Annotated in this window: 9 protein-coding genes; 3 read left to right on the forward strand and 6 right to left on the reverse strand. The window is 73.9% G+C overall.

Features of this window, described 5'->3' with window-relative positions; genetic code table 11:
- Window positions 1-27: 27 nt before the first annotated feature.
- From fxsT to pdxH, 4 genes are all read right to left on the reverse strand, one after another.
- Entirely contained in the window at window positions 28-4041 is a 4014-nt protein-coding gene (gene fxsT / locus ACWGKU_RS19005; protein ID WP_401050230.1) for an FxSxx-COOH system tetratricopeptide repeat protein, read from the reverse strand.
- Window positions 4031-5419, reverse strand: a complete 1389-nt coding sequence (locus ACWGKU_RS19010; RefSeq protein ID WP_452179031.1) for a TIR-like protein FxsC — start codon at window positions 5417-5419, stop codon at window positions 4031-4033. The genes fxsT and ACWGKU_RS19010 overlap by 11 nt, the downstream gene beginning before the upstream one ends.
- Before the next feature lie 239 nt (window positions 5420-5658).
- Window positions 5659-5850: an FxSxx-COOH cyclophane-containing RiPP peptide gene (gene fxsA, locus ACWGKU_RS19015; protein WP_359913861.1), complete on the reverse strand. Its 192-nt coding sequence runs from the start codon at window positions 5848-5850 to the stop codon at window positions 5659-5661.
- Between the two features lie 154 nt (window positions 5851-6004).
- Window positions 6005-6637, reverse strand: a complete 633-nt coding sequence (gene pdxH, locus ACWGKU_RS19020) for a pyridoxamine 5'-phosphate oxidase (protein WP_380538477.1) — start codon at window positions 6635-6637, stop codon at window positions 6005-6007.
- A 437-nt stretch (window positions 6638-7074) separates the two neighbouring features.
- Between pdxH and ACWGKU_RS19025 the strand changes: the two genes are divergently transcribed.
- Together ACWGKU_RS19025 and serC are read left to right on the forward strand one after the other, a co-directional pair.
- Entirely contained in the window at window positions 7075-8175 is a 1101-nt protein-coding gene (locus ACWGKU_RS19025; RefSeq protein ID WP_387691571.1) for a citrate synthase 2, read from the forward strand.
- A 174-nt stretch (window positions 8176-8349) separates the two neighbouring features.
- The gene (serC, locus tag ACWGKU_RS19030; RefSeq protein WP_401052412.1) at window positions 8350-9477 is read left to right on the forward strand and encodes a phosphoserine transaminase; all 1128 of its coding nucleotides are present in this window, start codon (window positions 8350-8352) and stop codon (window positions 9475-9477) included.
- A 290-nt stretch (window positions 9478-9767) separates the two neighbouring features.
- On the opposite strand, the gene thpR is transcribed toward serC, so the two are convergent.
- Window positions 9768-10355, reverse strand: coding sequence for an RNA 2',3'-cyclic phosphodiesterase (thpR, locus tag ACWGKU_RS19035; protein ID WP_401052409.1), 588 nt, complete (start codon window positions 10353-10355; stop codon window positions 9768-9770).
- 44 nt (window positions 10356-10399) lie between these two features.
- On the opposite strand from thpR, the gene ACWGKU_RS19040 reads away from it, so the two are divergent.
- Window positions 10400-10936 carry a GNAT family N-acetyltransferase gene (locus ACWGKU_RS19040; protein WP_401052406.1) on the forward strand — a complete coding sequence of 179 codons (537 nt, stop codon included), beginning with the start codon at window positions 10400-10402 and terminating at the stop codon, window positions 10934-10936.
- A gap of 45 nt (window positions 10937-10981) precedes the next feature.
- On the opposite strand, the gene ACWGKU_RS19045 is transcribed toward ACWGKU_RS19040, so the two are convergent.
- Window positions 10982-12271, reverse strand: a complete 1290-nt coding sequence (locus tag ACWGKU_RS19045; RefSeq protein WP_452191490.1) for an MFS transporter — start codon at window positions 12269-12271, stop codon at window positions 10982-10984.
- Window positions 12272-12610: the final 339 nt, after the last annotated feature.

A 12610-nucleotide genomic window follows, 5' to 3' on the forward strand; every position in this document is an offset into this window, starting at 1 on the left:
GCCTAGGCCACGCCGGCCGACCGTCCGTCACACGTGCGGCGGCTCCACGTCGGAGTCCAGCCGCGTCCCGGCCCGCACCGCGATCGTCGTCGGGTGCTCCTCCCCCAGGGTGATCCGGGCCCGCCGGATGCAGTCCGCCCGCAGCTCCGCCGCCCGCTCGGCGTACCCGAGGGCGGCCATCGACAGCGAGAGGTTGGAGTTGATGCCGATGGAGTCGTAGTGGTCCTGGCCGAGGGCCTCGGTCATCAGCGGCGCGGCCTCCAGTTCCAGGTCGAGCGCGTCCTGGAGCTCCCCGGCCAGCGACAGGTCGTTGGCGTGGTTCATCATCGCGATCGGGATGTAGAGGTGGTGCGCGCCGAGGACGGTGCGGAACTGCGCCAGCGTACGGCCGGACAGCTCGCGCGCCTCCGTCGCGCGCCCCGCCAGCCGCAGGTACACCGAGAGGTTGTTGGCGCCGGCCAGCGTCACCGGGTGGTTCTCGCCCAGGTAGTCGCGGTACCGCGCCAACGCCCGTTCGGCCAGCGGGATCGCCCGCCCGGTGTCGCCGAGCGCGTTGAGGTCGCTGGCCAGGTTGGTGGCGGCGGCCAGGGTGTCGGGGTGCTCGGGGCCGTTGATGTCCAGGTAGCGCTGGTAGATGTCCTCGTCGATCTCCAGGGCCTCGTGGTACCGGCCGGCCCGGCGCAGCGCCACGGCCAGGTTCTTGCGGGCGCGCAGGGTGTCGGTGTGGCTGTCGCCGATGGTCTGCTGGTAGATCCGGACGGTCTCCTCCAGCAGGTCCAGGGCCTCCCGCAGCCGCCCGGTCTCGCGCAGGTCGCGGGCGTAGTTGGAGGCCGAGGAGAGCGCGTAGAGGCTGTGCGCACCGAGCGCGTCGCGCTGCTGGAGGTAGTTGCTGCGGTGCCGTTCCAGGGCGGCCCTGCGGTCGCCGGCCAGGTAGTCGGAGACGGCGAGGTTGTTGGTGATCATCAGGGTCCGGGGGTGGTCCGGGCCGAGGGTGCGCCGGGCGGCGTCCAGGGTGCGTCGGTCGAGCGCCCGGGCCTCGTCGTAGCGGCCGAGGAAGCGCAGGTCGGCGCCGAGGCTGTTGGCGACGGCGAGGGTGTGGGAGTGCTCCGGGCCCAGCGTCGCGGTGAAGCGCTCCAGGATGTCCCGGTCCATCTCGTACGCCTCCTGGAGGGCGCCCTGGGAGCGGCGGATGTTGCTCAGCTGGGTGCGCAGCATGAGCGTCTGGGCGTCGTTGTCGACGTCGAAGCCGGGCCCGCCGTAGCCGTCCTGGCGCCAGTGCTCCAGGGTCCGTTCGGCGAGTTCCCGGCCGGACTCGTGCAGGCTGCGCTTCCACTGGTAGCGGACCGAGTCGATGATCCACTGCCGGACGTCCTCGTCGGCGCTGTCGAGCGCTCCGGACGGCCAGAGGTGGGGCAGGAGTTCGGCGTACTCGGCCCAGTTCACGGGCACGTCCGGGTCGCCGGGGTTGGCGGTGGCGAGCGCGGCGTGGACGACGCCGCGCAGTTCGGCCCGCCGCTCCTCCTCGACCTGGTCCCGCAGCACCGCCTGGACCAGCCGGTGCACGGTGATGGTCTCGCTGCCCTGGTCGGTGCGGGCGAGCCCGAAGCGGTTGATGGCGCGCAGGAACTCGCCGATCGCGAGCTTGTCGCGGGGCGCGCGCGGGGGCAGCCGCAGGGCGCGGGTGACGGCCCGGCTGTAGAGCAGCCGCATCGGGATGGCGTCCGGGCCGAAGAAGGCGCAGATCTCCAGGATCTGGGCGGCCGGGGCGTTCATCCGGCGCAGCTCCTCGACCGAGATGCGCCAGGTCGCGGCGGCCGAGTGCGGGTAGTCGGCGGCGCGCAGCCGGGTGCGCTCCAGCATCTCGGTGAGCTCTTCGTCGAGCAGTTCGAGGTAGGTGGCGATCGGCATCGACGTCTCCTGGAGCCAGACGGCGGCCTGGCCGACGGCGAGCGGCAGGTCGCCGAGGCGCTGCGCGACCTGGTCGGCGTCCTCCGAGGAGAGCCCGCCGTTGAAGCGGCGCAGCAGCCGGACGCTCTCCTCGCGGAGGAAGACGTCGACCTCCACCAGGCCGGCGTGCCGGGCCCAGCCCTGGTTGCGGGAGGTGATCAGCACGTGCCCGCCGGAGGAGCCGGCCGGCTGCCAGGGGGCGAGCTCCTCGGGGGTGCCGGCGTTGTCGAAGACGAGCAGCCACCGGCGGTACGGCTGGCCGCGGCGCAGCGCGTCGAGCACGGCGGCGGCGGTGTGCGCGACGTCGTCGCTGGTGGGCACGCCGAGCCGGGGCGCGAGTTCGGCGAGCTTCTGCGGGATGTTGGCGGGCTCCTCGGCGGGCACCCACCAGACCACGTCGTAGGCGGCCTTGAAGCGGTGCGCGTACTCGGCGGCGATCTGGGACTTGCCGGCGCCGCCGAAGCCGTAGAGCACCTGGCTGAGCACGGCGGCAGGCCCGCCGGTGAAGCGGTTGCGGAGAAGTTCGAGCAGCTTGCCGCGGCCGATGAAGGCGGCGTTGCGCGAGGGCGCCTCCTGGACCTGCGGGGCGGTGCCGGGGAACCGCGCGGGGGCGGCGAACTCCCCGCTGTCGGTGTCCGATTGGCGGCTGCTGCCGGGCGGCGGGCCGAGTTCGGCGTAGAGCTGGGACTCGGCCCCGACCGCGGAGGAGCGGACCAGGTCGGGCACCGGCGGCCCGGTGAACGGGCGGGGCACCGGCTCGTCCGAGTCCTGGAGCCGGAAGGCGACCAACGACGGTGATCCGGAGGCGAGTTCGCGCCCCTGGAGGAGCTGCCAGACCTCGGCCGCGCGGGGCAGCGCCGTGTACTCGGGCGAGAGCAGCGCGAGCAGCCGGCCCTGGCCGTCGACCGGCCCGGCGACCTCCGGCGGCCGGGGGCCGCTGTACGGCTCGGCGGCGCTGTGCAGGGAGGTCTGGTAGCCGAAGCGGGTGAGCGTCCCGGCGGCCCACTCGGCCCACATCCGGTCCTCGGGGGCGTAGCTGACGAACACCTGGCGCGGAACCGCCCGGGCGGAGCGCAGGTAGGCGCCGTAGAGCCGGCGGCGGGTCTCGGCGGTGAGCGGGCGCAGGGCGCGGACCCGGCCGTCGGTGATCCAGCCGGCCAGCCGCTCGAAGGCGTTGAGCAGGCTGCGGGCCTCCTGCGGCCGGTCGGCGACGGTGGCGGGCACCTCCTCGTAGGCGTAGAAGGGCTTGTACGGCACCTCGACGTCGGCCCAGTAGCCGGCCCGGCGGTCGCCGGCCAGCCAGCGGCCGAGGTAGGGGGCGAAGGCCTCGCGGGCGTAGTCGCGGCCGGCCTCCAGGCGCTCCTGCTCGGCGTCCTCGACCCGCATCGGCACCGGCAGGACCCGGATCGCCCGCTCCTCGGCCGCGGCGATGTCGCGGGCCGCGTCGACGCCGCCGCGGATGTTCTGGACGCTGAAGGTGAAGCAGTCCACCACGGTGTCGGGCATCAGGACGGTGCAGATGCCGGAGGTGTCGCTGACGCCGGTGCGGCTGTCGATGAGCACGTAGTCGTAGCCGCGGGCCCAGCGGTCGCGCAGCTCGCGCAGGAACTCGCCGCCGCGGATGTCCCGGCCGTGGTAGAAGCTGCGCCAGTTGAAGCTGGTGACGGCGGCGGCGTAGGCGGCGTTCTGCCGGCCGGCGGGCAGGAAGTCGAGCCGGCCGCCGGGCGGCAGGTCGAGGGCGAGGCCGCAGACGTAGCCGTCCAGGCGCCCGGGCTCGTCCAGCCAGGCGGCCGGGGACTGCCCGACCGGCCCGGCGGTGGAGGGCAGCGCCTGCTTGACGTAGGAGCGCAGCAGGTCGATCAGGCCGTCAGTGGAGTGCAGTTCCGGGTCGACCAGCAGCGGGTGGTAGTAGCGGTGGAGGCCGGGCGCCTCCAGGTCCCAGTCGACGACCAGGACGCGCAGGCCGCGGCTGGCGAGGATCCAGCCGACGTTGGCGAGCGCCATGGTGCGGCCGGTGCCGCCCTTGAAGGAGTAGAACGTGACGACCGATCCCGGTCCGCCGCGCTCCGGATCCGCGCCGGGCTCAGTGGTCATCGTTCTTCTCCCCCCTCAGCGGGACAGCGGTGTCCTTGCCCCGGCTCTGGTGCGGCAGGTCGGTGGAACCCGGGAGGCCCCGGTTGACGTGTGCGGGCCCCCGGCGGGGCCCCGGCGGGCCGGCCGGGATGGTCAGCCCGGGCATCGCCGGGCCGGTGTCCGGGCCGCCGGGGCCGAGGCCGAAGGCGTCGCCGCCATCGTCCCCCCAATCCAGGTTGTCGTCCATGAGCTTGTTCTGAGCGACCGTCACCATGATGGTGAGGTCGTTGTCGAAGCTCTCCCGGCTCACTTTGACCCGGAACAAGTGCTCCAGGTCGCTCCGGCGCAGCCAGTTGCGCCGGAACACGTCGCGCACGCCCGCCCAGAGCGCGTCGCGCTCCGGCCCGTCGGCCGGGTCGCCGCTGCCGGTGGGCACCATCACGCCGGTGACGGGGTGGTTCTGCTCGTCGTACGCGCGCAGCGCGGAGCGGTAGCGCTCGGCTCCGGCCACCCACGGGTCCACCAGCAGGATGCTGACCTGGCTGTCCTCGCGGGCCTGGTCGAGCTTGTCGGCGAGGGCGGTGTCGACCTCCTCCAGCGTGGTGGTGTGTCCGGCGCCGGTGATCACCTGCTGGGCGCGGGCCGCCAGGGACGGCTGGACGGGCGGGTGGTAGGGCGCCCAGTGCCACGGCTTGGAGCCGTACCAGCCGCCCTCGGCGGCGGACTCCGAGGCGCGCCCGGCGGCGATGAACAGCCGCACCATCCCGGGGGCGGACGCCGCGGGCGGCGCCGCCGGGGGCGGGAAGTAGCCGCGCACGGCGCCGAGGTCGAACTCGGGCAGCTCGCCGAGCCGGCGCGCGGCCGCGTCCCGGACCCGCTCCGCGACCACCCGGACGACCTGCTCGTACGCCCCGCCCTGCGCGGTGCGCAGCAGTGCCCGCAGGCCGTACCGGGCGTAGGCCTCGCCCATGTCCGGCTGGGCCCACTGGATCTTGTTGACCTCGTCGGCCAGGTCGCCCGGCTCGACGGGTTCCCAGAGCACCGGGACGAGCGCCGAGATGAGTTCCCCGGTCTCCTCGTGGTGGCGCCGGACCCGGCCGCGGAAGGCGGTCCACTCCTTGCCGCAGTAGAGGCTGGTGAAGTAGGCCGGGGAGTAGAGCGCGATCATGGTCCGGCTGCGGCCGAGCATCGTGGCCAGCCGCTCGGCCCAGTCGTCGCCCAGGCGCAGCTGCTCGGTGTCCCGGTAGGCCAGTTCCTCGCTGCGCACGCCGGTGCCGACCAGCCGCCCGAGTTCGTCCCGCAGGTCGTTGAAGAACTGGTTGACGAAGGCGTCCTCGGCCTCGAAGTCCCGACGCGCGTAGCTGAAGAAGAAGTACGGCCGGTGTTGTTCCTGCTCCATCACCTGTTCCCCCCGTGCCCAACGGTCCGCGACGGCGCTGGTTTCATACCCCAGCATGTCCCGAACTCCACCGTCCACGCTGGCGAGTTGGCGGATTCGGCCGCCTCGTGGGGTTTAGCCGGTGGTCAGGCGCACTTCCCCGGCCGGGGGCGCTCCGGCGCTCAGGGGGCGCACCGGCGGGGGCGCGGGCGCCCGTCGGGCTCGACGCGCCGGGTGCGGGGGCGCGGGCTCCCGCGGTGCTACCGGTCGAGCGCCGACTGGAAGGCCGCGAGCGGCTCCGCGCCGGGGGTCAGGGCGTCCGCGACCACCCGGCGCAGCAGGTCACCGAGGACGGTGTCGGGCAGGGCGTCGAGTTCGTCGAGCGGCAGGGCGGCGACGTCGACCAGGTCAGAGCCGAGTCCAGCGGCGGTTCCCGCACCGGTGACGCCCATCAGTCCCTCACTCAGTCCCTCACTCGATCGTGTCGGCACGGCGGGCCGCCGGCCGGAGCTGCATCGGCCCAGGTCCGCGACGGGCATCCTACCGGACGGATGACGGTCCATCAGCTCCGCGCGGACGCCGCGCGGAGCCTTTGGGCCGAAGGGATCACGGGCAGAGCCGCTCCACCCGCCACCCCGTCGGGCCGGACGGGTCGGCGACGTAGCGGAGCCGGTCGTGCAGCCGGTTCTCCCGGCCCTGCCAGAACTCGACGCTCTGCGGGACCACCCGGTACCCGCCCCAGAACGGCGGGACGGGCACGCCCTCGCCCTCCGGGTAGCGCCGCTCCAGCTCGGCGTAGCGCTGTTCGAGGACCTCCCGGCCGCCGACCGGGCTGGACTGCTCGCTGGCCCAGGCGCCCAACTGGGAGCCGTGCGGGCGGGTGCGGAAGTAGGCGGCGGTCTCGTCCCGGCCGACCTTCTCCACCCGACCCTGGACGATCACCTGGCGGGCCAGCGCGATCCACGGGAAGAGCAGCCCCGCGTACGGGTTGGCGGCCAGCTCGGAGCCCTTGCGGGAGCCGTAGTTGGTGAAGAACACGAAGCCGCGCAGGTCGTAGCCCTTGAGCAGGACGGTGCGCGAGCTGGGCCGCCCCTCGGCGTCGGCGGTGGAGAGCACCATGGCGTTGGGCTCCACCACCCCGGCGTCGTCCGCCTCGTGGAACCAGCGGGTGAACTGGCCGATCGGCTCGGGCGCGAGCCGCTCCTCGACCAGGCCCTCGTGGCTGTAGTGCTTGCGCATCACGGTGAGGTCCGGTCCGGGGCGGGCCTCGTCGGCCAGGGTCCGGTTGGCGGGGCTCGGGGGCGTCGACTGGGCGCGATCCGGGGTCTGCACGCCAACATCATCCCGTACGACAAGCAACGGGCGCCGCTACCTCCGGACAAACCCCGGTGGGAGATGAGGTGACCCGCCGCCGCTTGACCGCCCGCCCCGTGGGGAATTGTCCGGAACAAGGCGTTTGGTTCCCGGGATCGCAGGGGTTCCGGCGCTCCCCCGGGCGCGACCGGCCCCTCCGGCGGGCACGTCGAGCGGGCCCGCGGGAAACATCACCACGGTGGTGTATGGCGCAATGCACCCCGTGCCTGTCACTCTGGCACCGAGTGCCAAACACCATTCGGTCACTGGTGCGCCGCCCCACCACGGCGGAGCGCCGATCACAGAACTGAGGGAGCCGTCGCATGTCCGATTTCGTACCCGGGCTTGAGGGAGTCGTCGCGTTCGAGAGCGAGATCGCCGAACCCGACCGTGAGGGCGGCGCCCTGCGGTACCGCGGTGTCGACATCGACGACCTGGTGGGCAACGTCTCCTTCGGCCACGTCTGGGGCCTGCTGGTGGACGGCAAGTTCAACCCCGGCCTGCCGGCCGCCGAGCCGTTCCCGATCCCCGTGCACTCCGGCGACATCCGGGTCGACGTGCAGTCCGCACTCGCCATGCTCGCCCCGGTCTGGGGCCTCAAGCCGCTGCTGGACATCGACGCCGAGCAGGCCCGCGACGACCTCGCCCGGGCCGCCGTGATGGCCCTGTCCTACGTCGCCCAGTCGGCCCGCGGCCAGGGCCTGCCGATGGTCCCGCAGAGCGAGATCGACAAGGCCGAGACGGTCGTCGAGCGGTTCATGATCCGCTGGCGGGGCGAGCCGGACCCGAAGCACGTCAAGGCCGTCGACGCCTACTGGACCTCGGCCGCCGAGCACGGCATGAACGCCTCCACCTTCACCGCCCGGGTCATCGCCTCCACCGGCGCCGACGTCGCGGCCGCCCTCTCGGGCGCGGTCGGCGCGATGTCCGGCCCGCTGCACGGCGGCGCGCCGTCGCGCGTGCTCGGCATGATCGAGGAGATCGAGCGCACCGGCGACGCGACCGCCTGGGTCAAGAACGCCCTGGACAAGGGCGAGCGCCTGATGGGCTTCGGCCACCGCGTCTACCGCGCCGAGGACCCGCGCGCCCGGGTGCTGCGCCGCACCGCCAAGGAGCTCGGTGCGCCGCGCTTCGAGGTCGCCGAGGCGCTGGAGAAGGCCGCGCTGGAGGAGCTGCACAACCGTCGCCCCGACCGCGTGCTGGCCACCAACGTCGAGTTCTGGGCCGCCATCATGCTGGACTTCGCCGAGGTCCCGGCGCACATGTTCACCTCGATGTTCACCTGTGCGCGCACCGCCGGCTGGTCGGCGCACATCCTGGAGCAGAAGCGCACGGGCCGGCTCGTGCGCCCCTCCGCGCGCTACATCGGCCCCGGCCCGCGCCGCCCCGAGGAGATCGAGGGCTGGGACGCCATCGTCCGCTGATCCCCTCCCCGGGGATACCGGACGAGCGTCCGGACAGTGCCCCTGAGCAGCGGGTCCGGCTCCGGCCGGGCCCGCTGCCGCCTGTCTGCGGCCCGCCTCCGAGCAACAGTGATCACGGTCTCAGCGGGCGGACGGCCGTACCCCGCCGAACCCTCCGGCCGGTAGGCTGCGCGCGTGGCTCAGATCCAGATCCCCGCTGACATCAAGCCCGCAGACGGCCGTTTCGGCTGCGGACCGTCCAAGGTGCGCCCCGAGGCCCTGAGTGCCCTCGCCGCGACCCAGACCTCCCTGCTCGGCACCTCGCACCGCCAGGCCCCGATCAAGGACCTGGTCAAGCGCGTGCGCGAGGGCGTGAGCAGCCTGTTCTCGCTGCCGGACGGCTACGAAGTCGTCCTCGGCAACGGCGGCTCCACCGCCTTCTGGGACATCGCCGCCTTCGGCCTGGTGCGGGAGAAGTCCCAGCACCTGGACTTCGGCGAGTTCTCCTCGAAGTTCGCCTCCTCGGTCAAGGCCGCGCCGTGGCTCGGCGAGCCGACCGTGATCAAGACCGCCCCGGGCACCCACCCGCTGCCGGTCGCCGAGGCCGGCGTGGACGTCTACGGGCTCACCCACAACGAGACCTCGACCGGCGTCGCGATGCCGATCGGGCGTCCGGTGGGCGCGGACGAGGGCTCGCTGGTCCTGGTGGACGCGACCTCGGGCGCCGGCGGCCTGCCGGTGGACATCACCGAGACGGACGTCTACTACTTCGCCCCGCAGAAGTCCTTCGCCTCCGAGGGCGGCCTGTGGCTGGCGACCTTCTCCCCGGCCGCGCTGGAGCGCGCCGCCGAGATCGCCGGCTCCGGCCGCTACATCCCGCCGTTCTTCTCGCTGCCGACGGCCATCGACAACTCGTCGAAGGACCAGACGTACAACACCCCGTCGCTCTCCACCCTCTTCCTGCTGGCCGACCAGCTGGAGTGGCTGAACGGCAACGGCGGGCTGGACTGGGCGGTCGCCCGCACCGCGGACTCCTCGTCCCGGCTGTACTCCTGGGCCGAGAAGTCCGCCTACGCCACCCCGTTCGTGGCGAACCCGGCCGAGCGCTCCCAGGTGGTCGGCACCATCGACTTCGACGAGTCGGTGGACGCCGCCGCGGTCGCCAAGGCACTGCGTGCCAACGGCATCGTGGACACCGAGCCGTACCGCAAGCTGGGCCGCAACCAGCTGCGCATCGCGATGTTCCCGGCGATCGACCCGGCGGACGTCGAGGCGCTCACCCACTGCATCGACCACGTGGTCGAGCAGCTCGCGCAGGTCTGACCGGTCCCCCGAGGACACGGCCGAGGGCCACCGCCGACGGGCGGTGGCCCTCTCGCCGTTCCGGGGCCGGGCCGGGGGCCGCCCTAGCGGCCGGCCAGCGAGCTGATCAGCACGACGACCAGCATCAGCACCAGGGTGCCGGAGACGATGCGCATACGAGTCTTGGGATCCACGGTCATCGAGCGTACCTCCGGCCCGCCCCGGACTCCTCCCGGGCCCTGGCCCCGGGCCTTCCCGGGGCCGTCCCCGGACCTCGCGGCCCCGGTCCCGGAACCGCCCCCCGGGGGGCCTCAGCCCCAGTCCGCCAGCGGCCAGGAGCGCAGCGACTCGTAGTGGACGGAGCCGCCGCCCGGGTCGCTGCGCACCAGGTGCAGCCCGGTGGCGTCCCACTCCGGCCCCCGGTAGTCGGCCAGCGCCGCCACCAGGCCGTCCAGCTCGGCCGCCGCGACCCGCCGCACGGCCCTGCGGTGGCCGCGCGAGGAGCCGGCCCGGGCGAGGGTGAGGTGTGGGTGGAAGGCGTAGTCGTCGGTCGCCCCGGTGACCTCGGCGGTGGCCGCGGTGACGGCGTCGGCCAGCCGGCGCAGCGCCCAGGTCCGGCCCTCGACCCCGGCCCAGAGCACCCGGTCGCCGAACCGCCCGGCGCCCGCGATCCGCAGCCGGTGCACCGGGTGGACCTCGGCGACGGCGTCCAGGCCCGCCGCCAGCTCCGGCAGCCGCTCGGCCGGCACCTCGCCCAGGAAGGCCAGGGTCAGGTGCCAGCCCTCGACGCCGGTCCAGCGCAGCCGTTCCGCCCCGGGCAGCTCCCGCAGCGGTGCGACCGCGTCGCCGAGCCCCTGCAGCGCCTCTGCGGGCGGCAGCACCGCCACGAACAACCTCATGGATCAATCTTCCCGCGCACCCCGGTTCGGGATAGAACGGATCCATGATCGATTCCAGCGGCGTGAAGATCCGCACCGGAGGCCCCGAGGACATCCCCGACGTCCTCGCCCTGCTCGACGGCGCCGTGGCCTGGCTGGCCGGCCGCGGCCGCACCGGCCAGTGGGGCGACCGGCCCTTCAGCACCGACCCGGCCCGGGTGGAGCACATCGCGAAGTACGGCGCCGAGCCGTTCCTGATCCGTCTCGCGGTGGACGACCGGGGCCGCACGGTCGGCTCCTGCGTGCTGTCCGAGGAGCGCGGCGCGTACGTCCCCGCCGTGGCCGAGCGCGAGCTGTTCGTCCGCAACCTGGTCACCGACCGCACCCGCAAGGGCTCGGGCATCGGCGCCGCGCTGATCGCCGACGCGGTGGAGGAGGCCCGCCGCCGCGGCATCGGCCTGCTCCGGGTGGACTGCTACGCCGGCGCCGACCGCGGACTGGTCGCCCAGTACCGGGCGCTCGGCTTCACCGAGACCGAGGGCTTCGAGGTCGAGCGGCCGGACGGCGTCTGGCCGGGCCAGGTCCTCGCCATCCGGCTCTGAACCGCCGCGGGCCCCCCGGGCGCCGCCCGGGGGCCCGACGGGCGGTCAGCAGGCGGCGGCCAGCTCCGACTTGGCCGCCGGCGCGGTCCGCGGCACGAAGGCCACCACCCGGCCGCCGCGGCCCGGGTGCAGGTCGAACCGCACCCGCAGGTCCGCGCTGCGGGCCAGCACCAGGCCGACCGTGCCGGCCGCGGCCGCGGACACCAGTCCGCAGGCCAGCAGGCCGAGCCGGGGCCCGTACGAGGCGGTCACCCAGCCGACGATCGGGGCGCCGATCGGCGTGCCGCCGGTGAAGACCAGCACCAGCAGGCCCATCACCCGGCCGCGCATCGCGGGGTCGGTGGCCAGCTGCAGCGAGGAGTTGACCGAGGTGTTGAAGCTCAGCCCGAAGACCCCGACCAGCATCAGCAGCAGCGCGAAGGTCCAGTAGTCGGGCGCGAACGCGGCGACCACCTCCAGCGCTCCGAAGGCCAGCGCCGCGCCGACCAGCCGGCGCAGCCGCGGCACGCCCCGGCGGGCGGCGAGCAGCGCACCGGTCAGCGAGCCGATCGCCATCGCGGTGTTCAGCAGGCCGTACTGGCCGGCGCCGACCTTGAAGGTGTCGTACGCGAAGCCGGAGAGCAGCGTGGGGAAGTTGAAGCCGAAGGTGCCGATGAACCCGGCCAGCACCATCGGCCAGAGCAGCTCGGGCCGCTCCTTGACGTACCGCAGCCCCTCGCGCAGCTGACCCTTCTCGCGGGCGATCGGCTCGGTCGGGCGCAGTTCGCTCTCCCGCATCGCGAGCAGCCCGCCGATCACGGCGGCGAAGGACAGCGCGTTGACGGCGAACGCCCAGCCGCTGCCGACCGCGGCGATCAGCAGGCCCGCGACGGCGGGGCCGACCAGCCGGGCGGTCTGGAAGTTGGCGGCGTTCAGGCTGACGGCGTTGGCGAGGTCCTTGGGCCCGACCATCTCGGAGACGAAGGCCTGCCGGGTCGGGTTGTCCACCACGGTGACCAGGCCGAGCAGCAGCGCGAAGGCGTACACGTAGTACGGCGTCACCACGCCGCCGACGGTCAGCACCGCGAGGCCGGCGGCCAGCAGGCCCATCGCGCCCTGGGTGAAGACCAGCAGCCGGCGCTTGGGCATCCGGTCGGCGAGCACGCCGCCGAACAGGCCGAACAGCAGCATCGGCAGGAACTGCATGGCGGTGGTGATGCCGACCGCGAGCGGGCTGCCGGTGAGGCTCAGCACCAGCCAGTCCTGGGCGATGCGCTGCATCCAGGTGCCGGTGTTGGAGACCACCTGGCCGGCGAAGTAGTAGCGGTAGTTGCGAACGCGCAGTGAGGAGAACATCCCCCCGGGCCTGGTGAAGCGGGTGCCGGTCGGGGACGCGGCCGCGTGGGCGCGGCGCTGGGCGGCGGAGTCCGCCGCGGTGCGTTCGTCGGGGTCGTCGTCGCCGTTGCCGGGCAGCCCCGCGGGGGCGGGTGCCTGGGCGTCGGCGGCCGCGGCAGTGGCCGCGGCGGGGTCGGTGGTCGGGTCGTCGGTGCGGATGGCGGCGGCGCTGGCTGCGGCCGGCGGTGTCACGTTGGTCTCCCCTCGTGGCGGGGCGGGCCAGGGGGGGGCGGGCGCGCGCCCGGGGGGGGTGGGAGGGCGATCGGCAGTGAGAAAAAAAAAACAAAAAACAACCACGAA

It is taken from the genome of Kitasatospora sp. NPDC054768, from assembly GCF_053612025.1.

Bases quoted from the DNA above. Each gene is read 5' to 3' on its own strand.
- fxsT (WP_401050230.1), bottom strand. From the start codon at position 4,041: ATGACCACTGAGCCCGGCGCGGATCCGGAGCGCGGCGGACCGGGATCG.
- ACWGKU_RS19010 (WP_452179031.1), bottom strand. From the start codon at position 5,419: ATGGAGCAGGAACAACACCGGCCGTACTTCTTCTTCAGCTACGCGCGT.
- fxsA (WP_359913861.1), bottom strand. From the start codon at position 5,850: ATGGGCGTCACCGGTGCGGGAACCGCCGCTGGACTCGGCTCTGACCTG.
- pdxH (WP_380538477.1), bottom strand. From the start codon at position 6,637: ATGCGCAAGCACTACAGCCACGAGGGCCTGGTCGAGGAGCGGCTCGCG.
- ACWGKU_RS19025 (WP_387691571.1), top strand. From the start codon at position 7,075: ATGTCCGATTTCGTACCCGGGCTTGAGGGAGTCGTCGCGTTCGAGAGC.
- thpR (WP_401052409.1), bottom strand. From the start codon at position 10,355: ATGAGGTTGTTCGTGGCGGTGCTGCCGCCCGCAGAGGCGCTGCAGGGG.
- ACWGKU_RS19040 (WP_401052406.1), top strand. From the start codon at position 10,400: ATGATCGATTCCAGCGGCGTGAAGATCCGCACCGGAGGCCCCGAGGAC.
- ACWGKU_RS19045 (WP_452191490.1), bottom strand. From the start codon at position 12,271: ATGTTCTCCTCACTGCGCGTTCGCAACTACCGCTACTACTTCGCCGGC.